The sequence below is a fragment of the Pseudomonas syringae genome (assembly GCF_001698815.1).
Lineage (GTDB): Bacteria > Pseudomonadota > Gammaproteobacteria > Pseudomonadales > Pseudomonadaceae > Aquipseudomonas > Aquipseudomonas syringae_A.
Window position 1 is genome coordinate 134,088 of the sequence record NZ_LGSI01000050.1, and the last position, 24,846, is coordinate 158,933.

Below are 24,846 nucleotides of genomic sequence, written 5' to 3' on the forward strand. Positions count from 1 at the left end.
TTAATCTACGTTCAGGATGATTTGCCATGAAAACCTTGTCCCGTGGTTCAGTCTTATCCCTGTTGTGTCTGTCGGTAGCTTGCTCGATCCCCGCCATGGCGGCCGAGATTACCTTTGTTTCCCAGGGCGGGACTTATCAGGAGGCGCAGACCAAGGCGATCCTTGATCCGGCTGCGAAGCGCCTGAACATCACCGTCAAACAGGACAGCGTTCCAGACGCATGGCCAATGGTCAAAGCCCAGGGCGAGACGAAAAAACCCTTGTGGGACGTGATCGATACGCCAACCTCGAACTGCATTCGCGGCGGCAAAGAAGGTTTGATCGAGCCGCTGGACCTGAGCAAGATGCCCAATGCGCAGGGCATGCCCGCGGCTTACCGCACAACCTGGTCGGTTGCCTACGAGTTCTATTCGTCGGTACTCGGCTACAACAAGAAAACCCTGAAAAAAGTGCCGCAGAGCTGGGCCGATTTCTGGAACGTCAAGGAATTCCCCGGCACCCGCGCCTTACGCAACGACCCGATGGGTACACTCGAAGCCGCCTTGCTGTCCGACGGCGTGCCCCGCGACAAGCTTTATCCGCTGGATGTGGATCGCGCCTATAAACGCCTGCAACAGATCAAACCGGATATCGCCGTGTGGTGGAGTTCCGGCGGCCAGTCGGCGCAACTGCTCAATGACGGCGAAGTTGACATGCTGATGATCTGGAACGGTCGCGCCAGCGCCGTGCGCAAGGACAACACCGACGTGGATTTCACCTACAACGACGGTCTGTTGCAGAACACCCAGTTATGCATCCTGAAAAACGCGCCTAATTACGCGACGGCGGTGAAGTTCCTCGACGAAGCGGTCTCGCCGGATCTGCAGGCCAATCTGCCGCTGTACATCGACTACGGTCCAGGCAACCCGGCGGCGTTTGCCACTGGCAAGATTACCGCCGAACGCGCCAAGGAACTGCCAAGTTCGCCAGAGAACGCGGCGAAACAGGCGCTGCTTTCCGAAGAATGGTGGTCGTCACCTGCCGGTATTGCCGCCAAGGATCGTTGGTTGCAGTTCGTTCAGTAAAAGATTGGGCAGCATCAGGTAGGAGGGGACTCGTCCCCGAAAGCTCTGGTTCAGGTGGCGTTGATTTCGGATCAGCTCGTTGTCAGGTCCATAGGCTTCGGGGACAAGTCCCCTCCTACCAGCTTGCCAGAAGGAGCGTGTAGCCCATGATCGACTACCTGATTCTCGGCGGCGGCAGCGCGGGTTGCGTGCTGGCCGCGCGGCTCTCGGAAAACCCTGACCACAAGGTGTGCCTGGTGGAAGCCGGGCGTGACATTTCTGCCGGGGATTTGCCCGCAGAAATTCGCAGTCGCTATCCGGGGCGGGCCTATCTGGACGTCAGTAATATCTGGAAACGGCTGGCCGCCAGGATGGGTGGCAAGCCGCAGGCGGAGCGTCGTTACGAGCAGGCGCGAATTCTTGGCGGCGGTTCGGCGATTAACGCGCTGATGACCAATCGCGGCGCTCCGGCCGACTATGACGAATGGCAGCAACTGGGCGCCGACGGCTGGAACTGGCAAAGTGTGCTGCCGTATTTTCGCAAGCTGGAAACAGACTGCGATTTCGCTGGTCCGCTGCACGGTTCACAAGGCCCCATCAGAATTCGGCGCACGCCCGAGGCTGCGCTGTCACCTTTCGTCAATGCGGTGATCAATGCCCTGGCCGAACGCGGACTGGTGCGCAAGGCTGATCAGAATGGCGTTTGGGAGCAGGGCGTGTATGCCGGGGCCATTGGTGTCAGCGAACAGGGCGAGCGCATCCCCACGTCGGTCTGTTATCTGACGGACGAAGTACGCAAGCGGCGCAATCTCACCTTGCTCACCGACACCGTTGTCGATCGAGTACTGATCGAAGCGGGTCGGGCCACGGGCGCGCGGCTGCTCCGGCAGGGCGGCGCGGTCGAGCAGGTCATGGCGCGCGAAGTGATTGTCTGCGCCGGGGCGATCCACAGCCCGGCGGTGCTGATGCGCAGCGGCATCGGCCCGGTCAATGAGCTGCTCAATCTGGGCATTCGCCTGGTGGTGGATCGTCCGGGCGTCGGCGGCAATCTGATGGAACATCCCTCGATAGCCGTGTCCGCATTGCTGGAAAAAGCCGGACGCACGCCATTCAAGGATGAGCATCACGAACAGGCCATCGTGCGCTTTTCGTCCGGGCTGAATAACACCGTTGAATGCGACATGCATGGTGCAATCCTGTCGCGCTCGGGCTGGCATTCGGTGGGCTATCGGCTGGGGACGATGTTCTTCTGGGTCAATAAATCCTATTCCCGAGGGCGGCTGCGCCTGGTCTCCAACAATCCTCTCGATGAACCTGAAGTGAATTTCGACATGCTCTCGGACCCGCGCGATCTGGAGCGTCTCAAACAGGCGTTGCGCTTGGGGGCCAATACCTTGCGAGCACCTTCGATGACCGCCGTGCGCAGCGTGGTGTTCCCGTCCAGCTACTCGCCTCGGGTAGCGAAAATCGCCATGCCGGGCCTGTTCAACGGTGTGCAGCGCGGGTTGTTGAGCCTGCTGCTGGACATCGCCGGTCCGCTGCGCAAGGCGTTGATTCACGGTCTGGTCACGCAGGGCGTAACCCTGGACAAGCTCTTGGCCGACGATGTAGTCCTCACCGAATTCGTGCGTAAGAACGTCGGCGGCACCTGGCATCCTTCCGGCACCTGTCGCATGGGCAACATTGATGATCCGGCGGCGGTGACCTTGAGTGATGGGCGGGTGATCGGTGTCGGCAATCTGCGGGTGTGCGATGCGTCACTGATGCCTTCCATTCCTTGCGCCAATACCAACGTGCCGACCATCATGATCGCCGAGCGTATTGCCGATCTGATCAAGGCTGAGTCCATGAGCAGCAGTGCAAAGCAAAAGACCGCCTGATCAGGGCGGTCTTTTGCTTTGCCGGGCTTTCAGTTCAAAGTCAGTACCTCAAGGCTGATAGCCGATGATGCCCTTGACCTCAAGAAACGCTTCCAGCCCCCACTCTGCATATTCGCGACCATTGCCGGACTGCTTGTAGCCGCCGAACGGCGCGCCCGCGTCCCAGGCCGGATGATTGATCGACACGCTGCCCGCCCGCAGCTGCAGGGCAACGGCTCGGGCCCGCTCAAGACTTGCCGATTGCACATAGGCGGCGAGGCCGAACACGCTGTCATTGGCCATGGCGATGGCCTGTTGTTCGTCGACATACGGCTGGATGCACAGTACCGGGCCGAAGATTTCATCCCGGGAAATGGTCATGTGCGGCGCAACCCCGGCGAAGATCGTCGGCTGCACGTAATAACCTTGATCAAGATGTTCAGGGCGTCCCAATCCACCGCATATCAACTGCGCGCCTTCCTCAATGCCAATGGCGATCATGCGTTGAATGGCCTGGTACTGCCGCTCACTGATCACCGGGCCCATGGTGGTCTGCGGATCTTCCGGCGGACCGAGACGACACGCGCTGGCCGCGCGCCGCGCGATGTCCACAGCCTGGTCATGCAAGGCTGCGGGCACCAACATGCGGGTTGGCGCGTTGCAGGATTGGCCGCTGTTGCCGAAGCAGGAGTTGACCCCGGCGGTGACCGCAGTTTCCAGGTCCGCATCGTCGAGCAGGATATTTGCTGACTTGCCGCCCAGTTCCTGATGCACGCGCTTGACCGTCGGCGCCGCCAGACGGGCGACTTCAACCCCGGCGCGGGTCGAGCCGGTGAACGAAACCATGTCGACATCCGGGTGACTGGCCAGCGCCGCGCCCACCGTAGGCCCGTCACCGTTGATCAGATTGAACACTCCCGCAGGCACGCCCGCGTCGTGCATCACTTCGGCAAACAGCAGCGCGTTCAATGGCGCGATTTCGCTGGGCTTGAGCACCATGGTGCAGCCGGCGGCCAAGGCCGGCGCGGCCTTGCAGACGATCTGGTTGATTGGCCAGTTCCATGGCGTGATCAATGCCACCACGCCCACCGGCTCGAAATTGATCAGGGTCGAGCCGCGCATTTTCTGAAAGGCGAAACCGTCCAGGCTGCGCAGCAACTCCTGCAGATGGCGCTTGCCGATACCGGCTTGCCAGTCATGGGCGAGGCTCTTCGGTGCGCCGACTTCCAGCATGATTGCTTCGGCGATCTCGTCGTAGCGTTTCATGAACGAAGCCAGAATCTGCTCGAGCAGCGCTTTGCGTTCCGCCACTGAAGTGCGCGCGAACGCCGGGAAGGCGCGTTTCGCAGCGGACACGGCGGCGTCCACGTCAGCCTGATTACCCAGGGCGATCTCGCTGAACGGTTGCTCGGTGGCCGGATTGATCACTGGCATACGACTGCTGGAATGCGGTTCGACCCAGCAACCATCGATATAGAACTTAAGCGCGTTATGCATGGGGAAAGTGCTCTTCTGCAGGCGAATTGAAAGGGGCGGCAAGCGAGTTTTTTCAGGCAAGAAGCATAGCCGTTTCCTCGCAAGAATAAGCCGGTATTTTTCATTCCGGCAATTTACTAATAGTTGTGTCAGGCATAAACTCAGGTCATGTCTAACTTACGCCGTAAGCTCCCCAGCTCCAGCTCATTATTCGTCTTCGAGGCGGCCGCTCGATGTGGCAGCTTCACTCGTGCGGCGGATGAGCTGTGCGTCAGCCAGCCTGCGGTCAGTCGCATGTTGGCGCGGCTGGAAGAACACCTTGGCGTGCAGCTGTTCGAGCGGGTGCGCGGCGGCGCCAGGCTGACCGAAAGTGGCAGCATTTTGTATCGCCGGGTGCAGGAAGGCTTCAGCACCATCGAGTCGGCGATCAGTGAAATCGAGTCCCGCGCCACGGGTATTGAAACCGTTACCCTGTCGGTTTCCACGGCGTTCACCACTCACTGGCTGATGCCGCGCATGAGCCGTTTCAACGAACGATTCCCCACCGTGGACATGCGTTACCAGTTGATGTCGGGGCGCATCGGCGGGCCGTTGGTGGATGTCGATCTGGGCATGCGTTATCTGGACGCCGGCAGCGTAAAAGCCACGGATCGCCTGCTTGTCCCGGAAATCACCCTGCCGGTGTGCAACGCTTCGTACCTCAAGAACGTGCTGAACAGCAGCAACCAGAAATGTCCGCCAACGCTGATCAATATGGACAACCAGGACCGCAGTTGGGCCGAGGGCTTCGCGGCTCCCGGCCGCAGTGACAACGCCCTGGTATTTTCCGATTACGCGGTGGTGGTGCAGGCGGCCTTGCTCGGGCAGGGCGTTGCACTGGGTTGGTTGAACGTGGTTTCCCACTGCCTGGTGAAGGGCGAATTGTTGCCGGCTGCCGATCACGTGCGGGTTGCCTCGCGCCGTTGCTGTCTGGTCTCCCCGAGCAACCGTCCACTGCGCCCGGTGGTGGAAAATGTCCGCGAGTGGATCGTCGAAGAAATGCGCGATGACCTGGTTCGAATCGATGCGCTCTACCCGCATCTCGGTCTGGCGGAAAAGGTCGATTTTACCGATTGAGGGCAGGTGTGCCGCGAGGAGTAAAAAAACAGTAGGTTATGCCCTGAGGTCAGGTCAAAACAGAATATTTCGTGAGAGAGCGGGGTCGATAATTGACCCCAGACAGCTTCACCCTCATGACCTATCTTGCGGAGCGCCTTATGTCATTCAAGCAGTTCAAAGCCCTGACGTTCGACGTCGTCGGTACCCTCATCGATTTCGAAGCCGGAATCCTGAACCATGTGCGTGAAGTCGCGGGCGATGCCGGCAAGGCCTGCAGCGATGACGATCTCCTCAAGGCCTATCGCGAAGCCCGAGCCAACCCGGATTCGGGCTGGTGGCCAGACGATCTGGAACGTTGCTATCACTTGATGGCCGCCAAACTCGGCTTGCCGGATAACGACGAGTACGCCAAAGGCTTGAGTCTGGCAGTGAAAAACTTCCCGGCCTTCCCGGATTCGGTCGAAGCCCTGAAACGTCTGCACAAGCACTTCAAGCTGGTTGCTACGACTAACTCGCGGATCTGGGCCCTGGATTTCATGGCCAAGACCCTGGATGAACCCTTCGATGTGCGCGTCACGGTTGACGACGTACGCTTCGAAAAGCCTGATCCACAGTTCTTCGCTTACACCCGTGGCGTGCTCGCGACGCAAGGCATCCTGTTCGAGAACATCCTTCACGTTGCCCAGAGCCAGTATCACGATATAGGCGTAGCCATGCGCCTGGGTTATCAGACCTGCTGGATCGAGCGTCGCTTTGCCCAGAAAGGCTCCGGCGGCACGCTGGAGTCCGAGCACACCAAACCGCATTACCACTTCACGTCCCTGGCGCAACTGGCCGATGCGGTCGAGAAAGAGTTGGGTTGATGCAGGTCCGGTACAGACTGTGTGAAAACGTCACGAGCGATGACAAGACAAGGCAAAAACAGGCGAAAAAGCGGAGTCTAGGTGTTCTAAATGAGCATTTTTCGCCTGTTTTTAACGCAGTATTGTCGAGCGCAGTAGTTTTCACACAGTCTGGGTAGGAGGGGACTTGTCCCCGAAGGCGGTAGGCCGAACAGCGTGGATTGGTCGGATTCACGCGTTGTCTGGCCCTCTGCTTTTCGGGGACAAGTCCCCTCCTACCGATGAGTATCGCTATTTAGTTGGTTAAAAATGTCATACATGAGGTCGGCGATGACTCCTGACAGTTTGTGGGCTGCTACCGCCCAACCCGCGCCCGCGCTGCAATCCCTGGAGGGAGAGCGGCGTTGTGACGTGGTGATCATCGGCGCGGGTTATACCGGTTTGAGCGCTGCGCACCATATTGCGCTCAGTGGGCGCGAACCCTTGATCGTCGAGGCCAATACCCTGGCCTGGGGCGCCAGCGGGCGCAACGGCGGGGTGGTTTCGCCGAAATTCCGGGTCGGTTTTTCGACTCTGATGCAGCGCTTTGGTCGTGACACGGCCTTGCAGATGTATCACACCGGTTATGCCGCCGTGGACAGCCTGGTGGAACTGATCGACAGCCTCGGGCTCACCCATGCGCAATTGCACATGGGCGGGCACATTGCTGCGGCACACAATGCTCACGCGTTGGTCGGTCTTGAGTCCACTGCAAACTGGATCAAGCGCGAAACCGGCGGCAGTTCGTCGGTGATGATCAGCGCCGAACAAGTTCGGGAAATGACCGGCTCGACGATCTTCAGCGGTGGCTTGCTGACGCCCAAGGCAGGCGGTATCCATCCGTTGAATTACGCCCGAGGCATTGCCCAGAGCCTGCATGATCGCGGGGTCAAGCTCTACATCAACAGCCCGGCGCAGCAGGTGCGCAGGGAAGGCGAGCACGTCGTGGTGCAGACACCTCAAGGGCGGGTCATCGCCAAACAGGTGATCTACGCCACCAACGGCTATTCCGATCAGACCAAGGCCACCGACACCTTGCATCGCCGGTTGATTCCGTTTCGCAGCGCGATCATCGCCACCGAACCGCTGCCCGCGCATATCCTCGCTGGCATCATGCCGGGCGGCCAGGTGTGCGGCGATACCAAACGCATGCTGCGCTGGTTCCGGGTCATCGGTGATCGGCTGATTTTCGGCGGACGTGGTGCCTTTGGCAAAGGTGACTCGGACAGCGCTTTCAATGATTTGCAACGCAGCATGGGGGTGGTTTTTCCGACGTTGCGCGAGCAGAAGATTGCCTATCGCTGGTCGGGCCTGGTGGCCATGACTCTGGATTATCTGCCCCATGCCGGTCAGCTCGACGAGCGCAGCTTCTATGCCATCGGTTACAACGGTGGCGGCGTGGCGATGTCGACCTGGATGGGTAAGCAACTGGCAGCCATGACCGCTGGCGAAAAAGTCGAGCTGGGTTTGCTGGCCGGCGATCATTTCAACCCTATTCCACTGCATGCTTTCCGCGCACCGGGCGTTCGTCTGGCAGCCGGCTGGCAGCAATTTCTGGACATCATCGGCCGATGAGCCGTGGCGAGCGCAATCCCATGCCCGAGATTTTACATTACCCGATTCCCCACACCCGCCGACAGTTGCCCCGTGCCGCTTTTGCCTTGCACAACGATCCGCTGGCTGCCGGGCGCACCGTGCATTTTCATGATTCAGCGCAGGACTATGCCGTGGGTGAAAGCGTCAGTGTCGGCGCCAACCTATTGATCGAAGACTTCCCCTGGGTTGAGCTGGGCATCGTCGAAGCGGGCGAGCTGAGCCTGCGCGGTGACGGTTTTGATCTTGAACTCAAGGCGGGCGACTGCTTTGTGGTGCCGCGTGGGATAAAGGTGCGTTGGCAGCATCGGGGTCTGTTGCGTCGGGTGTTCATGGCGTTTCCGGGCCTGGCGCCGAGCAAGGGCATGCCGAAGCGCCCGGTGAAAATCGATCTGCTCTCAACCTTGCAATCGTGCAGCCCGCCAGCGGCCAACGTACTGTTGACTCCGGCACCGCAAGCCTGGAGCGCTGAAGTGTTCAGCACCTCCAACTTGCGCATCGGCCTTTGGCAGTGCGAGCCGTATGCGCGCAAACAGGTCGAGCCGGGTTACAGCGAATTGATGTACATCCTGGAAGGCAGCGTCACACTGACGTCGGAGCGCGGGCATGCCAATCGTGTGAAAGCGGGGGAAGTCGTTGTGGTGCCGGCGGGGGCAACTAACGCCTGGAGCAGCGAAGAGACCGTGCGCAAGGTGTATTGCATTCTAGGTTGAAGCGCGATTCGCTATTTTGTACGACGGCCGTAGGACCAGCTTCAGCCGGGAGAACGCCCTCCCGGCTAAAGCCGGTCCTACGGTTGTCCCACGGTTAAACCGCTCTGACCAGACTTCGCAACGGCACGGTGCTTTTGATCACCGGCGACTTGATCACGATGTAGCTGAAGTACTTCTCGATGCCGATGTTCTTGTCCAGGATCGACTCCATCAACTCCTGATAATGCTGAATGCTGCTGCACAGGAAGCGCACCAGATAATCGTAGCCGCCGCTGATCAAATGGCATTCCAGCACTTCGTCGATGTTGCGGATGCTCGACTCGAATTTCACGAAGTCGGAGCGCTTGTGATCGCAGAGGGTGACTTCGGTGAACACGGTCACCGAGTTGGCGAATTTGGCCAGGTTGACGTGGGCTTCGTAGCCGCTGATGTAACCGGCCGACTCAAGACGCTTGACCCGTTGCAGGCAAGGACTGGGGGACAGGCCCACGGCTTCGGCGAGGCTGACATTGGTCATGCGCCCGTCTTTCTGCAACTGGACCAGGATGTTGATGTCGATACGATCAAGCTTGGTGGCAGCATCCATAGTTCAATCCTCGCAATTTCGAATCTGGGTCGTGGCCTCAGGCGTGCAAGGCCTTCTGATGGGCGTGTATCAGGTCGGCGAGGCTGGCGTATTCACAGCGCTTGCCGTCCAGCGCCTGAGGTGAGTTGTTCCACGGCTGGCCATGATCCCGGCGCAAGGTACACACCGGGAAATCCACACGTTCATTCCACGGATCATCTGTTTCGGTACTGCGCACCGGTAACATCTGTGCGCGCTCCAGTCCCAACCCTTGCAGCGCGGTGTCCAGGCTGGCGTGCCAGTCGTTGCTCTGTGGCTCGATGATCGCATCGAAATCCACCGGCAAACGGCGCAGCAGCGAGCCCACATCAATGCCGTGGGGTGGGGCGATGAGTATCAACCGGTAAAACTTGCTCAGGTACTGCAAGGCTCCCGGCGCGTCTTCAAAAATCGGCCACTGGGATGAGGAGCTACTAAACGCAACACTCTCGTCCCAGCCGGGAGTGACATGCAATTGATGCGCCAGACGTTGATAGAGTTGCCCCTGAAAAGCGCTCGGGCTGATGTCTGAACCGCTCGCCGCCAGTTCGTCGGCCATGTGTCGATAAGCCATCAGCAACTGATCATCGCTGGTGGTCGTCACGCTTTGCACTGCCAACGGTCGCAGGCCTTCGAGAATGCCCCGTTCCCGATCAACCAGGGTGCCGAAGGAAAATCCCAACGCCTGGTATTGGGTAACTTTCATGGTTCGCTCCTGAGTGATTCGTGGCGGTCCTTCACGTGCAAGACGCCCGACGTTCAGGTCGGGCGAACAGGATGTCAGGCACCGGCGGCGGCCAGTGCGCTGTCGAGCATCTGCAAGGCTTCGGCCAATTGCGCGGGGCTGGTCACCAGTGGCGCGAGGAAACGCACCACGTTGCGATGCACGCCGCACTTGATCACCAACAGACCGGCATTGCGCGCATGGTCGATGACGGTTTGCGCCAAGGCCGCATCCGGGCTTTGCCGAGCATCGTCGGCGACCATTTCGATGGCCTGCATGAAGCCCAGACCACGCACGTTGCCGATTCGCGGATAGCGTTTCTGCAAGGTCAGCAAGCCTTCGTGCAGCTGCGCGCCGAGGGCTTCGCCTTTGGCCAGCAGGTCTTCTTCCTCAAAAATTTTCATGACCGCCAGTGCTGCTGCGCAGGCTACGACGTTACCGCCATACGTCCCGCCCAGACCGCCCGGAGTGGGTGCGTCCATCATTTCTGCGCGCCCGACCACGCCGGACAGCGGCATGCCGCCAGCCAGGCTTTTGGCGACCGTGACCAGGTCGGGTTTGATGTCGGCATGCTGGAAGCCGAACATGGTGCCGGTACGACCGAAGCCGGTCTGGATTTCGTCGAGGATCAGCACAATGCCGTGTTTGGTGCAGCGCTCGCGCAGGGCCTGGAGGAATTCCTTTGGCGCGGTAAGGAAGCCGCCGTCGCCTTGCACCGGCTCGATGAGGATCGCTGCTACGCGGTCCGGCGCAACGTCGGTGGCGAACAGTTCATCGAGTTCCGCCAGGGCATCGTCGCTGCTGATGCCGCGATAGGCATTCGGGTAGGTGGCGTGATAGATCTCGGCGGGGAAGGGGCCGAAATTCTGTTTGTACGGCTGGCTCATACCGGTCAGCGTGACGCCGAGCAAGGTACGACCGTGGAATCCGCCGCGAAAGGAGATCACGCCAGTACGATTGGTGTAGCCCCGAGCGATCTTGATCGCGTTTTCCACGGCTTCCGCGCCAGAGGTAAACAGCACGCTTTTGTAGTGCTCGTCGCCGCCGATCATGGCGTTGAGGCGTGCAGCCACTTCGATATAGGTTTCGTAGGCGACCACCTGAAAGCTGGCGTGGGAGATGTCCCCGACCTGGCTGCGCACCGCTTCCACAACGCGCGGATGGCTATGACCGACGTTGAGCACGCCGATGCCGCCCACGAAATCCAGGTAACGCTTGCCGTCCACGTCCCACAATTCAGCGCCCTGGGCGCGTGCGGCGACCACTGGGTGCGCGGTGACGATACCGCGAGGAATGTGCTGTTCGCGCAGGGCCAGCAGGCGTTGGTTTTCAGTCAGTGCAGAATTCATCTCGATCTCCGTGTGCGCCGGGCTCGGCAAGTAATGTGCTCAGGATAAGGATTGATCGCGAGTGACAAGCGCTGAACTTGGCGCAGGCAGTGCTGTGATCGACTGTTTTGCAGGGGGGTTACGAAATATTTCGCTGTTGGTAATTGGATAGGGCAAATGCGAACCGTAGGAGCGGCTTTAGCCGCGAGAACATCCTCCCGGCTAAAGCCGGTCCTACGGCTTGGAATTGCGTATCTAAACCACCGCCCTCGGCACCACGATGGTGTCTTCCGGGTGCAGACGCATGGACATCAGCGCGCCAATCGGCGGCAGGCTGAGGTTGCCTTCGTGGTGGCTCGGCTGGCGCAGGCTGACGGTCGGGCCGCCTTCCAGGTCGACGAACACCTTGAGGCTCTCGCCCTGGAACACGATGTCGGAGATCCGCCCGCGCAGGCGGTTCCACTCCGGCCCGGCAGCGTCGCTGTCGAGCATGAGTTTCTCCGATTGCAACGCCAGGAACAGGTCGCCGGAAGCCGGGACCGGGCGCGTGGTGCGCAGTGGCGTGCTGCCCAACGTCAGGCCGTTACCAGCGCTGCGTTGCAGCGGCACGAGGGTACTTTCGCCGATGAAGCTGGCGACGAAATCATCACTGGGATGATCGTGCAGACGGCGCGGGGTATCGACCTGCACCAGCTGCCCGCCGCGCATGATCGCGATGCGGTCGCTCATGGTCAGGGCTTCGCGCTGATCGTGGGTCACGTAGATCATCGTGGCGCCGAGGCGTTTGTGCAGGGCGCGGAGTTCGATCTGCATGGTTTCACGCAGCTGTTTGTCCAGCGCCGAAAGCGGTTCATCCATAAGAATCAGTTTGGGTTCGAAGACAATGGCTCGCGCCAGGGCGACACGCTGGCGCTGGCCGCCGGAGAGGGCGGCAATTGAGCGCTCTTCATAGCCGGACAGTTCTACTGTGGCCAATGCCTGTTTGACCCGGTCGCGGCTTTTGCTGGCGTTTTCGCCTCGGGCGCGCAATGGGAAGGCGACGTTTTCGCCAACGGTCATGTGCGGGAACAGCGCGTAGTTCTGGAACACCACGCCGATTTCGCGCTTATGCGGCGGCATCAGGGTGACGTCGCGCTCACCGAAAAAAATGCTTCCGGAACTGACCCGAATGAAGCCGCCGAGAATGCTCAGCAAGGTGGTCTTGCCCGAGCCCGAGGGGCCAAGCAGCGACATGAACTCGCCAGCCTCGACCTTGAGGCTGACGTTGTTCAAGGCCTTGAGGCTGCCGTAGTCCTTGCAGACCTGATTGACGCTGACCGATTCAAAGCCTTCAGTGAAATTCATGAAGCATTCTCCTTTGCAGGGCGCCGACGCTGTCGGCGTTTCTGCTTGCGATGTGAGCACAGTCGTAAGGCGTGCAAGGTTTCAAACCGTTCTCAGCCAAGGCCGCCGATGTGCCAGGCCTTGACCTCAAGGAACTCGTCCAGACCATATTTGGAGCCTTCACGCCCCGTGCCGGATTGCTTCATACCGCCAAACGGGGCGACTTCCATGGAGATGATGCCGGTGTTGAGGCCCACCATGCCGAACTCCAGGCGCTCGCCAACGCGAAAGGCGCGGCGAATATCCTGGGTGAAGTAATAAGCGCCCAAACCGTAAGGCGTGGAATTGGCCATTGCCAGCGCTTCGGCTTCGTCCTTGAAGCGGAACAGCGGGGCGACCGGGCCGAAGGTTTCTTCGCTGGCCAGCAACATGTCCGACGTGGCGTCGAGCAATACCGTTGGTTGCACGTATAAACCGTCGCCTTGCGGCATGCCGCCGATGGCGATGCTCGCGCCTTTTTCCAGGGCGTCGCCGATGTGATGACCGACTTTGTCTACCGCAGCGGCATTGATCAGCGGGCCGATGGTCACGCCCTCGGACAAGCCGTCGCCGACTTTCAGTTGTGCAACCGCCTGACTCAGGCGCTCGGCAAATCGGTCGTAAATGCCGTCCTGCACCAGAATGCGGTTGGCGCAGACGCAAGTTTGCCCGGCGTTGCGGAACTTGCTGACCATGACGCCGGCAATCGCCAGATCCAGGTCAGCGTCGTCGAACACGATAAACGGCGCGTTGCCGCCCAGTTCCAGGCTCAGGCGCTTGATGGTGCTGGCGCACTGGCTCATGAGCAGCTTGCCGACCTTGGTCGAACCGGTGAACGACAGTTTGCGCACCGCCGGATTGCTGGTCATTTCGCTACCGACACCCGCCGGCATGCCGGTCAGCACGCTGAACACACCGGCGGGAATGCCCGCGCGTTCTGCCAATACCGCCAGGGCAAGGGCTGACAATGGAGTCATTTCCGAAGGTTTGACCAGCACGGTGCAGCCCGCAGCCAACGCCGGGGCGCATTTGCGGGTGATCATGGCGTTGGGGAAGTTCCACGGCGTGATTGCCGCCACGACACCAATCGGTTGTTTGAGCACCACGATACGGCGATCAGCAGTGGGCGCCGGAATGGTGTCGCCGTAGATGCGCCGGGCTTCTTCGGCGAACCATTTGACGAAGCTGGCGCCGTAGCCGATTTCGCCACGGGATTCGCTCAATGGCTTGCCTTGTTCGGCGGTCATGATCAGGGCCAGGTCTTCCTGGTTTTCCATGATCAGTGCGTACCAGGTTTCCAGATACCGCGCTCGCTCGGCGGCCGGTACTTCTCGCCAGGTGACGAAGCGGCTCTCGGCGGCTTCGATGGCGCGGCGGGTTTCAGCGGCCTGCAAGGCCGGGACATGGGCGATAACGCTGCCATCGGCGGGATTGGTCACGGCGATGGTGGCGCCATCGTCGGCCTCGATCCAGGTGCCGTTGACATAGGCGCGTTCGACGAGCAGGGAAGGGTCACGCAGTGTGCTTTTCAACATGATCAGAATGCCTTGAAGGTCCGGACGATGGACTCATTGTAAAAATGTCCAGCCAGCGCCCGATGCCGAGATGGGCGCTGGAATGAAGTGCAAATGCCGAATTCGTTGCGTTGGCGGCACAATTGGCCGGGCCTGGTTTATGACTTGTTGCGACCGGCAATCACCACCAGCAGCAGCGAAGCGAGAATCAGCAGCGAACTGATTGCCGCAATTGTCGGGTCGATTTCATCGCGCAAGGCGGTGAACATGCGTTTGGTCAGGGTCTGGTTGTCGCCACCGGAAATGAACAGCGCCACTACGGTTTCATCCAGCGAGGTGATGAACGCGAACAGCGTGGCCGACACCAGGCTCGGTTTGATCTGCGGCAAGGTCACGGCCATGAACGCGCGAAAGCGATTCATGCCCAGGCTGCGGGCGACCATTTCCTGGGACATATCAAAGTTTCGCAGTCCGGCCAGCAAGGCGATGATCACGTAGGGCAGGGCGAGCATGATGTGCGCCAGTACCAGCCCGGTCAGCGTGCTGATCAGGCCGACTCGCGCATACACAAAGAACACCCCGGCGGCGATCAGAATAATCGGCACCATCATCGGCAACAGCAGAATGATCTGCAGGGTGCGAATCACCCGCAGGCTCGAACTGTTGATCGCGTAGGCCGCGGCCATGCCCACTGGCAGGCTGACGACCATGGTCGCCGTCGCGGTGATCAGGCTGACCTTGGCGGCGGACATCCATTCGGCGCTGTTGAAGAACGCTTCATACCAGCGGAACGACCACTGTTTGGGCGGGAATTGCAGGAAGCGCGCTTCGGAAAACGACATCGGCACCACGATCAATACCGGGATGATCAGGTACAGCAGGATCGCGGCGACCAGCAGCGTGAACAACACCTGGGAAAGCCGCACATGACGCAGGTTGGCAAGGAGTTTCATTTAGCGCGCTCCCAGAATGCGTTCGATAGGAATGAAGCGGTTGATGCCCCAGAAAATCAGGAACACCACGAACAGCAGCACCAGACCGACCGCGCTGGCGGCGCCCCAGGCGTGATACAGCTCGACGTTGCGCTGCACCAGCATCGACACCAGAATCGTGCGACCGCCGCCCAGCAATTCAGGGGTGATGAAGAAGCCCAGGCAGATCACGAACACCAGAATCGAACCGGCCATGATGCCCGGCGCGGCCATGGGCAGGAATACGCGGCGGAAGGTGTAGAACGGTTTGGCGCCGAGGCTTTCCGAGGCTTGCAGCAAGTCTTGCGGGATCTTTTTCATCACCGAGTACAGCGGCAGGACCATGAACGGCAGCATGACGTGCAGCGTGCCGATCACCGTGCCGGTGGTGTTGTGCATCAGGTTCAGCGGCTGATCGATGATGCCCAGATCCATCAGCGTCTGATTGACCAGGCCGCGTCGTTGCAGCAGCACCAGCCAGGCATAGGACCGCACCAGCACGCTGGTCCAGAACGGGATGATCACGCAGACCAGAATCAGATTGGCCCAGAAACCATGCAACCGGGAGGCGGCGTAGGCGATGGGGAAGCCCAGGACGATGGAGAGAATGGTCACCATGAAGCTGATCTTGAACGTCAGGCTGAAGGTGTCCCAGTAAATGCGTTCCTGAAAGATCCGCGCGTAGTTGGCCAGCGAGAAGCCTTCCTCGGTCTGCACTGACTGGAATGCCAGCCAGCACATCGGCAGGATCAGCAACACCACGACCATGAACAGCGCGGGTGCCAGCAGAAGCAGCATCGAGGTGTTTTCTTTGCGTTCTTCCCGGGCCAGCGCCTGAGTGGTGGTCATCGGCGGCTGCGGCTGATCATCGGAGCCAGGCAGGGTTTTAGCGAGATAGGCATTGGACATATCGGCCTCCGTCCTGAAGTGCGCAGTGCTTGGGTGTTGTCATGTGGAGGACTCCCGAAGAAGGGGCATATTCTGAAAGCAGGCGTGTGATTCTCGGTCACTCTGCGGGACCATGCAGCCTGTAATGTACCGAGATGACGGCGGATGAAGCGGCTACAAATCCCTGGTGGCGAAGCGCTTTATTGCGTAATAGGGTCGGCTGACGGCATGTCCTGCGTTGGGCCGTCTACACCGGGGCTTGCGGCTGGAATCGGATTGGAATGCATTTTGTAGGACCGGCTTTAGCCGGGAGGAGGTCAATCCATTCGAGGCAGGTCCGTCGTCAGGACCGTCGCCCTCCCGGCTAAAGCCGGTCCTACAGTTCAATCGTGAGCGGGTGCGCTGTGGTTTACTTCTTCTGCACAAACGCCAACCAGCGTTCTTCGGCTTTCACGCCATCCTGGGAAGCCCACCATTTGGCCGAGAGCAGGGCCTGGCGGGACATGTTTTCCGGGGCTGATGGCAGCTTCGCGGCGCGCTCGGCGGGGATGGTGCCGGTCTTGAAGGCTTCCGGGTTGAGCGGGCCGTAATCGATGATCATCGGCAGGGCGGCCTGCAACTTGGCGTCGATGGCTTCGTTGACGAACTTCATGGCGGCGGTTTTGTGTGGCGAGCCCTTGAGCACGCAGAGCGAGTTGGTTTCCAGCACGCCCTGGTTGTAATCGAAGGCCACCGGTGCACCATCAGCCTGTACCGCTGTGATGCGGCCGTTCCACGCCTGGATCATGTCCACTTCGCCGTCGCTGATCAGCTGTGCCGACTGGCCGCCGGAAGTCCACCAGGTGGCGATATGCGGCTTGATTTCTTCCAGCTTCTTGAACGCGCGCTCAACGTCCAGCGGATACAGTTTGTCCGGGGCAACGCCGTCGGCCATCAAGGCGATTTCCAGCGTAGGGCGCGGCAGGTTGCGCAGTGAGCGCTGGCCGGGGAATTTCTTCGTGTCCCAGAAATCCGCCCAGGTCTTGGGTGCCGCTTTGCCCTTGAAGGCGTCGGTGCGATACGCCAGCACTGTGGAGTAGCTGATGTAGCCGACGCTGTAGTCGTCTTTCACGTCCGCAGGCAATTGCGCGGCATTGGGGATCAGCGCCAGGTCGAGCTTTTCGAACAGGCCTTCCTGCTCGCCGCGAATGCAGTCGCCAGTGGGCAGGTCGACGACATCCCAGGTGACTTTGCCGCTTTCCACCTGAGTCTTGATGATCGGGTAGGCCTTGGGCGAGCTGTCCTGTTTCAGGGTCAGGCCGAGCTTCTTCGCTGCCGGTTCCAGGATCGCCTTGCTTTGGGCTTCCTGATACGCCCCGCCTTGGGAAACGAAGGTGATGTCTTCGGCGAACGCCAGGGTTGCACTGCTGGTCAATAGCGCCAGGCCAGCGAGTTTGAATGCGCGGGTACCAGATGTTGTCATAAAGGACTCCCAGTGGTTGGCAGGTGTTGGAGGCGATTTTTTGATTGTTCTCAGGTCGCTCTGCGGCACCCTGCAACGTTAATGTACTGGCATCGGCCTAACCAAAGCGGACTCGAATTCACTGCAAATAAGCGCAATATGTCGAAATCAGCCGGACGCGCAGCATCTCCTGCGCTGGCTGCGGGCGGACCACCAGGGGTGCCGCACTCAGCCTTGAACGCTGCGAACTATCGGTTGCGGGATCGGGTCGGAATTACAGCGTCGCCGTTTGGCGAATCACTGAATAATGCACGGAGCCTGAACCATGAAGCCCTATGTCATCTGCCACATGATGTCGTCCATCGACGGCCACGCCCTGACCGACGGCTGGGAACGCCCGTTCAAAAAAGCCGCTGGCGACCTTTATGAGGAACTGGCGAAAACCTTCAACTTCGATACCTGGATCTGCGGTCGCGTGACCATGCAGGAAATCGCCCATGGCGATGATTACCCCCGTGGCCTGAACCTGTCGCCAATCCCCCGCACCGATTATTTCGCTGATCGCAATGCTTCCAGCTACGCCGTGTCCATTGATCCCCATGGCAAAGTCGCCTGGAAAAGCAATCAGGCGCTGGGTTCCCATGTGGTCGAGGTGGTTGCGCAAACCGTGGCCGACGATTATCTGGCGTATCTGCAAAGCATTCAGGTGTCCTACATTTTTGGCGGCAAGATCGGCATCGATCTGGCCCACGTCGTCGAGACGCTCTCCCGGGAATTGGGCAGTAAACGTCTGATCGTCGAAGGCGGCCCACATGTCAGCGGTGCCTTCGTCAACGCCGGACTGGTGGATGAGGTCAGCGTGCTGATCCTGCCGTTGATCGACGGTCGCGGCGAGCATCCGGCATCCTTCGAAGTGAGTACTGAAGCATGGACCCAGCCGACCTACCTGAAGCTGGATTCGGCAGAGGTGCAGGACGGCGGTGGCGTCTGGTTGAGGTACAGCCGCCCGGACTGATCGGCGCTGAAATAAGCCTGGTCAAGCATTTACCTCGAAAGAGGGGGGCATCACTCGTTTGCAGTAATGCCCTTGACAGGGTCCGCAAATCTTTTGTTGAACGCGTGAATAAAGTTGTCCACGGAAAGTGGGGGTATGTCTGTGGATAAGAATGTGAAAGCCCGGCGGGCCGGGCGTTTCGGGCGATGGTCAGGAAATGAGCAGCCACAAATTTTGAGTTTTTTTCTTGATTTTCAATACCGTTTTGTAGCAGCCACCAAGCGTTACGTCCAAACCTCAGTCGATCTCTTCATAGCGCAGGCCGACATAATTTTCTGCAATTGTCCTGCGCCCGGCTTCCGAGCCCACGAAGTAATCCAGTTCGGTTTGCTGAATGCGCTGACTGAAGGCGTCGTGGTCGGGGAAACTGTGCAGCATCGAAGTCATCCACCAGGAAAAACGCTCGGCTTTCCAGATGCGCCGCAAACAGATCTGTGAGTAGCGTTCCAGCAAGTCGGTGCGGTTTTCCCGGTAGACCTTGAGCAGGATGCGGTACAGCGTACTGACGTCGCTGGCCGCCAGGTTCAGACCTTTGGCCCCGGTGGGCGGCACGATATGCGCCGCGTCGCCGAGTAGAAACAGGCGTCCGTATTGCATGGGTTCGACGACAAAACTGCGCAGTGGCGCGATGCTTTTTTCAATCGATGGCCCGGTGATCAAGCGTTCTGCAACGGGCGCTGGCAGGCGTCGCTTGAGTTCTTGCCAAAAGCGCTCGTCGGACCAGTCTTCGACTTTTTCCCCGGCATCCACTTGCACGTAATAACGGGTTCGGGTGGCCGAGCGCATGCTGCACAAGGCGAAGCCGCGTTCGTGGCGCGCGTAAATCAATTCGTGATCGACTGGCGGGGTGTCGGCGAGTACGCCGAGCCAGCCGAAGGGATAGACCCGCTCGAAGATCTCCAGGCTCTCAGCAGGAATCGACTGCCGGGAAACCCCATGGAAACCGTCGCAACCGGCAATGTAATCACAGTCCAGGCGCAGGGTTTGGCCGTCATGCTCGAAGGTCAAATACGGTGAATCGGTCTGCATACCGTGTGGCTGGACGTTTTCTGCGTCGTAGAAGGTGACGGCCCCGGATTCGGCGCGAGCGTCCATCAGGTCGCGGGTCACTTCGGTCTGGCCGTAGACCATGACGGTTTTGCCGCCCGTCAGCTGTTTGAGGTCGATGCGTTCGCAGCGATCAGCAAACGCTATCTGGAAACCTTCATGAACCATGCCCTGCTGATCCATACGTTCAGCGACGCCGGCTTCGCGCAGCAGGTCGACCATGCCTTGTTCCAGCACCCCGGCGCGAATTCGGGAAAGAATGTAATCGGGGTTCTTGCGCTCGACGATGACGTTGTCGATTCCGGCACGTTGCAGCAGTTGTCCGAGCAGCAGGCCGGACGGCCCGCCGCCAATAATGGCGACTTGGGTTTTCATTCGGGTGGTCCTTGCGAGACGCTGTTATTTTTTTGTCCTGTATTTTTGGTGGCTAAAGGTACGGATTGAAGACATTATTCGCTGCTTTTCATGGATTTTTCATAGCATTTTTCAGCGGAGGCGGCATGAGCAAACCGTCCGTAGTGGCTGTACCGGTCTTCAAGCTTTATGGCGAAACCAGCGCCTGGCCGACACCGGACCTGATTCATTGCGAGTCGATTCCGGAGCGCAGCAAGTTGCATGACTGGGAAATTCGCTCTCATGCCCACAGCGATCTGGTGCAGCTGCTTTACGTGCAATCCGGGCTGGCGACGCTGTATGTGGAAGATGTCGTTCGCCACGTGGAGTCGGCTGCACTGCAGGTCATCCCGGCGCTGAGTGTGCACCGCTTCAGTTTTTCCGCAGACATTCAGGGCTATATTCTCAGTCTCGCCCAACCTTTGGCTGACCAGCTGAATGCAGCGCTGGATGCTCCGGTACTGGCCGTCGCTGCCTGCCATGCCGTGCACAGCGAACAGCGGCAACAGCTGGATACGCTGTTTGCCGCGATCATCGATGAATATTCTCAGCACAAGCCCGGACGCGATTCGATGCTGCGATCCCTGATCACCATGCTGTCTATCTGGCTGGGTCGGCGGAGTCTTGAACATGTGCCGCAGGACCTGCGATCCCGGGAGCGCGGGCGAGAGCATTTGCAGGCATTCACTCGCGCCGTCGGTGTGCACTTTCGTGAGCACTGGCCTATCGAGCGTTACGCCGAGCAACTGGGCATCAGCGCCGCGTATCTGAATGCCTTGTGTCGGCGACTGACCGAACAATCGGCCTTGCAGATCATCAATCAGCGTCTGCTGCTGGAAGCCAAGCGCGACCTGGTCTACACCACGTTGACCGTCAATCAGGTATCCGACCGTCTGGGGTTTTCCGAGCCGGCTTATTTTTCGCGTTTTTTCAAGCGTTGCACCGGTCAGTCACCCAAGCACTTCCGCATCCAGCGTTGAGCGGATGCTTTCTTTCGAAGGCGAATACTGCATTGAATATCGATACCCGAATCAAGTTTCGCCATCTGGTGTGTTTTCTCGAGGTTGCCCGCCAAGGCAGTCTGGCCCGGGCCTCAGACCAACTGGCGATCAGTCAGCCAGCCCTGTCCAAGACCCTCAAGGAGCTGGAAACCCTGCTTGCGACCCAGTTGTTCCTGCGCAGTAAAAGTGGTGCGGCGTTGACCGAGGCGGGCGTGGCCTTTCTGCGATTCGCCGGGCCGAGCGTGCAGTCCTTGCGTGAAGGGGTGAACAGCCTGCGCTCCGGCGAACATGAACCGGTTACCGCGCGCCTGGGTGTGCTATCGACCGTCGAAAGCCAACTGGTGCCGGAAGTGGTGTGTCGCCTGCACGCCCGACATCCGGCGTTGATCGTCAGCGTGATGACCGGCCCGAGCGCTTATCTGCTGTCGCAGCTACGGGTTGGCGAGCTGGATCTGGTGGTCGGGCGCATGACCGACAGCCCGTTGATTCAGGGCCTGACTTTTGAGCACTTGTACAGCGAGTCCATGACCCTGGTGGTGCGCCGCGATCATCCGTTGCTGCAAGGTGTGGTCAAGCGCGAAAGCCTGGAAAATTTCCCCATGGTCCTGCCATTGGCGGGGACCACCATTCGCAAATTCGCCGACAGCCTGTTCGTGCAATACGGCATCAACCCGCCGCGCCAGCGTCTGGAAACCTTGTCGCTGACCTTGAGTCGCCGCTATGTGCAAAGCAGCGATGCTATCTGGATCGCGCCGTTTGATGCAGTGCAGCAAGACCTGAACAGCGGCGAGTTGAGCGAGCTGGAACTGGGCATCCGTGAACCGGGTGGTTCGGTGGGCATTTGCAGCAATCCGGCCCTGCCACTTTCCCGGGCCGCGCAGTGGTGTGTGGATGTGTTGCGGGAAGTGGGCGATGACTACGGCAAACCGGTGCATCCATAACCATCTGGATATGGATCGCGTCATTTTATTCAATTTCGGTTTGGTTCAGGGCAAGGGACACTGCGCTACAGCTTGGTGCATCGTCCTCAGCGGTCATGTCGCCACTTAAAACTCCTCATAAAAACCAGGGAGAACCCAATGTCTGATGCAGACAGCAGTCGTTTCGTCATTCGTGACCGAAACTGGCACCCCAAAGCCTTGACCCCCGATTACAAGACCTCGATCCTGCGCTCGCCAAAACAAGCGCTGGTGAGCATTCCGCAGTCCGTTTCCGAGGCCACCGGCCCTGATTTTTCCCACCTGAATTTTGGCGTGCATGACAACGATCTGCTGCTGAACTTCAACCGTGGCGGCTTGCCGATTGGCGAGCGCATCATCGTTGCCGGTCGGGTCTGCGATCAATACGGCAAACCCGTGCCGCACACCTTGGTGGAGATCTGGCAGGCCAACGCCGGCGGGCGATATCGGCACAAGCGCGATGCTTATCTGGCACCCATTGATCCTAACTTTGGCGGCGTCGGTCGCGCCCTGACCGATCGTGACGGCAACTACAGTTTTCGCACCGTGAAACCTGGCCCTTATCCGTGGCGCAACGGCCCCAATGACTGGCGCCCGGCGCATATTCACGTATCGGTCAGTGGCCCATCGATTGCCACGCGATTGATCACCCAGTTGTATTTCGAAGGCGATCCGCTGATCCCGCTGTGCCCGATTGTCAAATCCATCGCCAACCCGGAAGCCGTGCAAAGCCTGATCGCCCGGCTCGACATGGGCATGGCCAATCCCATGGATTGCCTGGCTTACCGCTTTGACATCGTGCTGCGCGGCCAGCGCAGCACGCACTTCGAAAACCGCTGAGGAGGCACGAGCATGCCCGTTCAACTTTTGCCTGAAACCCCTTCGCAAACCGCCGGTCCTTATGTGCATATCGGCCTGGCGCTGGAAGCCGCGGGCAACCCGCCCCGGGATCTGGAAATCGCTCATGAAATGGCCATGGCCGACGCGCCAGGCGAGCATATCGTGCTGCTGGGCAACGTCTTCGATGGCAACGGTCACTTGATTCGCGATGCCTTTCTGGAGTTCTGGCAGGCCGATCACCAGGGCGTTTACGACTCGATCTATGATCCGCAAAAGCCCTTCAACTGTTTTGGTCGCACTGCCACGGGCGAGGATGGCCAGTGGTTGTTGAACACCGTCAAGCCGGGCATCGTGCTCAATGCAGCCGGTACCCCGATGGCCGCGCACATCAACGTGTCGCTGTTTGCCCGAGGGATCAACATCCACCTGCAAACCCGGCTGTACTTCGATGATGAAGCCCAGGCCAACGCGATTGATCCGGTATTGAACCTGATCGAGCAACCAGCGCGCCGGGAAACGCTGATTGCCAAGCGGTGCAGCGTCGATGGCAAGTTGGCTTATCGCTTTGATATTCGGGTGCAGGGCGAGGACGAAACGGTGTTCTTCGATTTCTGAACCGGCTCCAGTTGTGTAGAAAAACGCGTGCATATAGGGCGTCCGCTGTAGCGGGCGACCCCAATAATAAGAAAAGGAACAACCATGACACTTTCGGCTCGCTTCCCGGAGGCTGGCACGCTCGACGTGCAGGCTTTCATCAATGCCCAACCCTTGTCCCGCTACCAGTGGCGAGTGGTGGCGCTGTGTTTTCTGATTGTTTTTCTCGATGGCCTGGACACCGCTGCCATGGGTTTTATCGCGCCCGCATTGAGCCTGGACTGGGGCATCAATCGCGCGAGCCTGGGCCCGGTGATGAGTGCTGCGCTGATCGGCATGGTCTTTGGCGCATTGGGTTCGGGGCCATTGGCCGACCGCTTCGGCCGCAAGGTGGTGTTGGTCGTGGCGGTGTTTGTGTTCGGCGTCTTCAGCCTGTTGTCAGCCTATAGCAGCAACATCGACCAATTGCTGATCCTGCGCCTGCTGACCGGCGTCGGCCTGGGGGCCGCCATGCCCAACGCGACGACGCTGCTCTCGGAGTACACCCCGGAACGACTCAAGTCGCTGCTGGTGACCAGCATGTTCTGCGGGTTCAATCTGGGCATGGCCTGCGGTGGGTTCATCTCCGCCAAACTGATCCCTGCTCTGGGCTGGCATAGCCTGCTGATGCTCGGCGGAATCCTGCCGCTGCTGCTGACCGTGGTGCTGTTGTTCTGGCTGCCGGAATCGGCACGGTTCCTGGTGGTGCGCAATCGCGGTGTGGAGCGCATTCGCAAGGTGCTGGCGCCGATCTCGCCGCTGGAAGTCGCCAACGCCAAGGGCTTCAGCGTGCCGGAGCAGAAAACCGTACGCAGCCGCAACGTCCTGAAAGTGGTGTTCTCCGGTACGTACAGCGCTGGCACCTTGCTGCTGTGGCTGACCTATTTCATGGGTCTGGTGATCGTCTACCTGCTGACCAGCTGGCTGCCGACCCTGATGCGCGACAGCGGCGCGAGCATGGAACAATCGGCGTTTATCGGCGCGCTGTTTCAGTTCGGCGGTGTGTTGAGTGCGGTTGGCGTGGGCTGGGCCATGGACAAATTCAATCCGCATAAAGTGATTGGTGTGGCTTATTTTCTGGCCGGGATCTTCGCCTGGCTGGTTGGTCAAAGCCTGGGTAATGTCGCGGTATTGGCAACGTTGGTGCTGCTGGCCGGGATGTGCATCAACGGCGCGCAATCGGCCATGCCTTCACTGGCGGCGCGGTTCTATCCCACACAAGGCCGCGCCACCGGTGTTTCATGGATGCTCGGCATCGGCCGTTTCGGCGCAATTCTCGGCGCATGGGCCGGCGCTACGTTGCTGGGCCTGGGCTGGAATTTCGAACAGGTGCTGACTGCGTTGGTGGTACCTGCGGCGCTGGCGGCGATTGCCGTATTGATCAAAGGCTGGGTCAGTCACTCGGACGCCACCTGATAGAAGGA

At 59.7% G+C, this 24,846-nt stretch carries 22 protein-coding genes; 12 read left to right on the forward strand and 10 right to left on the reverse strand.

Annotated features, from left to right (window positions below):
* Positions 1–26: 26 nt before the first annotated feature.
* Entirely contained in the window at positions 27–1,064 is a 1,038-nt protein-coding gene (locus tag AFK24_RS16405) for an ABC transporter substrate-binding protein (RefSeq protein WP_065834199.1), read from the forward strand.
* Positions 1,065–1,210: 146 nt separating this feature from the next.
* Positions 1,211–2,923 (forward strand): GMC family oxidoreductase, encoded by a 1,713-nt coding sequence (locus tag AFK24_RS16410; RefSeq protein WP_065834200.1) that lies wholly within the window; start codon positions 1,211–1,213, stop codon positions 2,921–2,923.
* A gap of 48 nt (positions 2,924–2,971) precedes the next feature.
* Here the strand turns inward: AFK24_RS16410 and AFK24_RS16415 are convergent, their stop codons facing one another.
* A complete protein-coding gene (locus AFK24_RS16415) occupies positions 2,972–4,399 on the reverse strand; it encodes an aldehyde dehydrogenase family protein (RefSeq protein WP_065834201.1) in 1,428 nt (475 codons plus the stop codon).
* A 147-nt stretch (positions 4,400–4,546) separates the two neighbouring features.
* On the opposite strand from AFK24_RS16415, the gene AFK24_RS16420 reads away from it, so the two are divergent.
* The 4 genes from AFK24_RS16420 to AFK24_RS16435 all read left to right on the forward strand — a co-directional run bounded on the left by AFK24_RS16420 (position 4,547) and on the right by AFK24_RS16435 (position 8,663).
* Positions 4,547–5,494: a LysR family transcriptional regulator gene (locus AFK24_RS16420; RefSeq protein ID WP_065834202.1), complete on the forward strand. Its 948-nt coding sequence runs from the start codon at positions 4,547–4,549 to the stop codon at positions 5,492–5,494.
* 140 nt (positions 5,495–5,634) lie between these two features.
* The gene (locus tag AFK24_RS16425) at positions 5,635–6,339 is read left to right on the forward strand and encodes an HAD-IA family hydrolase (protein WP_065834203.1); all 705 of its coding nucleotides are present in this window, start codon (positions 5,635–5,637) and stop codon (positions 6,337–6,339) included.
* Between the two features lie 309 nt (positions 6,340–6,648).
* Entirely contained in the window at positions 6,649–7,932 is a 1,284-nt protein-coding gene (locus AFK24_RS16430) for an NAD(P)/FAD-dependent oxidoreductase (RefSeq protein WP_240500399.1), read from the forward strand.
* Positions 7,933–7,952: 20 nt separating this feature from the next.
* Positions 7,953–8,663 carry a cupin domain-containing protein gene (locus AFK24_RS16435; protein ID WP_065834378.1) on the forward strand — a complete coding sequence of 237 codons (711 nt, stop codon included), beginning with the start codon at positions 7,953–7,955 and terminating at the stop codon, positions 8,661–8,663.
* 94 nt (positions 8,664–8,757) lie between these two features.
* Here the strand turns inward: AFK24_RS16435 and AFK24_RS16440 are convergent, their stop codons facing one another.
* The 8 genes from AFK24_RS16440 to AFK24_RS16475 form a co-directional block, all read right to left on the reverse strand.
* A complete protein-coding gene (locus tag AFK24_RS16440) occupies positions 8,758–9,249 on the reverse strand; it encodes an Lrp/AsnC family transcriptional regulator (RefSeq protein ID WP_065834205.1) in 492 nt (163 codons plus the stop codon).
* 37 nt (positions 9,250–9,286) lie between these two features.
* Complete coding sequence (locus AFK24_RS16445; RefSeq protein ID WP_065834206.1) at positions 9,287–9,973, reverse strand: haloacid dehalogenase; 687 nt, start codon at positions 9,971–9,973, stop codon at positions 9,287–9,289.
* A 74-nt stretch (positions 9,974–10,047) separates the two neighbouring features.
* On the reverse strand, positions 10,048–11,340 hold the full coding sequence (gene gabT, locus AFK24_RS16450; protein ID WP_065834207.1) for a 4-aminobutyrate--2-oxoglutarate transaminase: 1,293 nt from the start codon (positions 11,338–11,340) through the stop codon (positions 10,048–10,050).
* A gap of 234 nt (positions 11,341–11,574) precedes the next feature.
* Positions 11,575–12,663: an ABC transporter ATP-binding protein gene (locus tag AFK24_RS16455; protein ID WP_065834208.1), complete on the reverse strand. Its 1,089-nt coding sequence runs from the start codon at positions 12,661–12,663 to the stop codon at positions 11,575–11,577.
* A gap of 92 nt (positions 12,664–12,755) precedes the next feature.
* Positions 12,756–14,216, reverse strand: coding sequence for an NAD-dependent succinate-semialdehyde dehydrogenase (locus AFK24_RS16460; RefSeq protein WP_065834209.1), 1,461 nt, complete (start codon positions 14,214–14,216; stop codon positions 12,756–12,758).
* 137 nt (positions 14,217–14,353) lie between these two features.
* Positions 14,354–15,148, reverse strand: a complete 795-nt coding sequence (locus AFK24_RS16465) for an ABC transporter permease (protein WP_170826346.1) — start codon at positions 15,146–15,148, stop codon at positions 14,354–14,356.
* Positions 15,149–16,075: an ABC transporter permease gene (locus AFK24_RS16470; protein ID WP_065834210.1), complete on the reverse strand. Its 927-nt coding sequence runs from the start codon at positions 16,073–16,075 to the stop codon at positions 15,149–15,151.
* Between the two features lie 388 nt (positions 16,076–16,463).
* Entirely contained in the window at positions 16,464–17,516 is a 1,053-nt protein-coding gene (locus AFK24_RS16475; protein WP_065834211.1) for an ABC transporter substrate-binding protein, read from the reverse strand.
* 304 nt (positions 17,517–17,820) lie between these two features.
* On the opposite strand from AFK24_RS16475, the gene AFK24_RS16480 reads away from it, so the two are divergent.
* Complete coding sequence (locus AFK24_RS16480) at positions 17,821–18,510, forward strand: dihydrofolate reductase family protein (RefSeq protein WP_065834212.1); 690 nt, start codon at positions 17,821–17,823, stop codon at positions 18,508–18,510.
* Between the two features lie 276 nt (positions 18,511–18,786).
* On the opposite strand, the gene pobA is transcribed toward AFK24_RS16480, so the two are convergent.
* Entirely contained in the window at positions 18,787–19,971 is a 1,185-nt protein-coding gene (gene pobA / locus AFK24_RS16485) for a 4-hydroxybenzoate 3-monooxygenase (protein WP_065834213.1), read from the reverse strand.
* Positions 19,972–20,096: 125 nt separating this feature from the next.
* Between pobA and AFK24_RS16490 the strand changes: the two genes are divergently transcribed.
* The 5 genes from AFK24_RS16490 to AFK24_RS16510 all read left to right on the forward strand — a co-directional run bounded on the left by AFK24_RS16490 (position 20,097) and on the right by AFK24_RS16510 (position 24,838).
* Complete coding sequence (locus tag AFK24_RS16490; RefSeq protein WP_065834214.1) at positions 20,097–20,969, forward strand: helix-turn-helix domain-containing protein; 873 nt, start codon at positions 20,097–20,099, stop codon at positions 20,967–20,969.
* A gap of 32 nt (positions 20,970–21,001) precedes the next feature.
* Complete coding sequence (gene pcaQ, locus AFK24_RS16495; RefSeq protein WP_065834215.1) at positions 21,002–21,931, forward strand: pca operon transcription factor PcaQ; 930 nt, start codon at positions 21,002–21,004, stop codon at positions 21,929–21,931.
* Between the two features lie 138 nt (positions 21,932–22,069).
* Positions 22,070–22,789 (forward strand): protocatechuate 3,4-dioxygenase subunit beta, encoded by a 720-nt coding sequence (pcaH, locus tag AFK24_RS16500; RefSeq protein WP_065834216.1) that lies wholly within the window; start codon positions 22,070–22,072, stop codon positions 22,787–22,789.
* A gap of 12 nt (positions 22,790–22,801) precedes the next feature.
* Positions 22,802–23,404: a protocatechuate 3,4-dioxygenase subunit alpha gene (pcaG, locus tag AFK24_RS16505; protein WP_065834217.1), complete on the forward strand. Its 603-nt coding sequence runs from the start codon at positions 22,802–22,804 to the stop codon at positions 23,402–23,404.
* Positions 23,405–23,488: 84 nt separating this feature from the next.
* On the forward strand, positions 23,489–24,838 hold the full coding sequence (locus AFK24_RS16510) for an MFS transporter (protein ID WP_065834218.1): 1,350 nt from the start codon (positions 23,489–23,491) through the stop codon (positions 24,836–24,838).
* Positions 24,839–24,846: the final 8 nt, after the last annotated feature.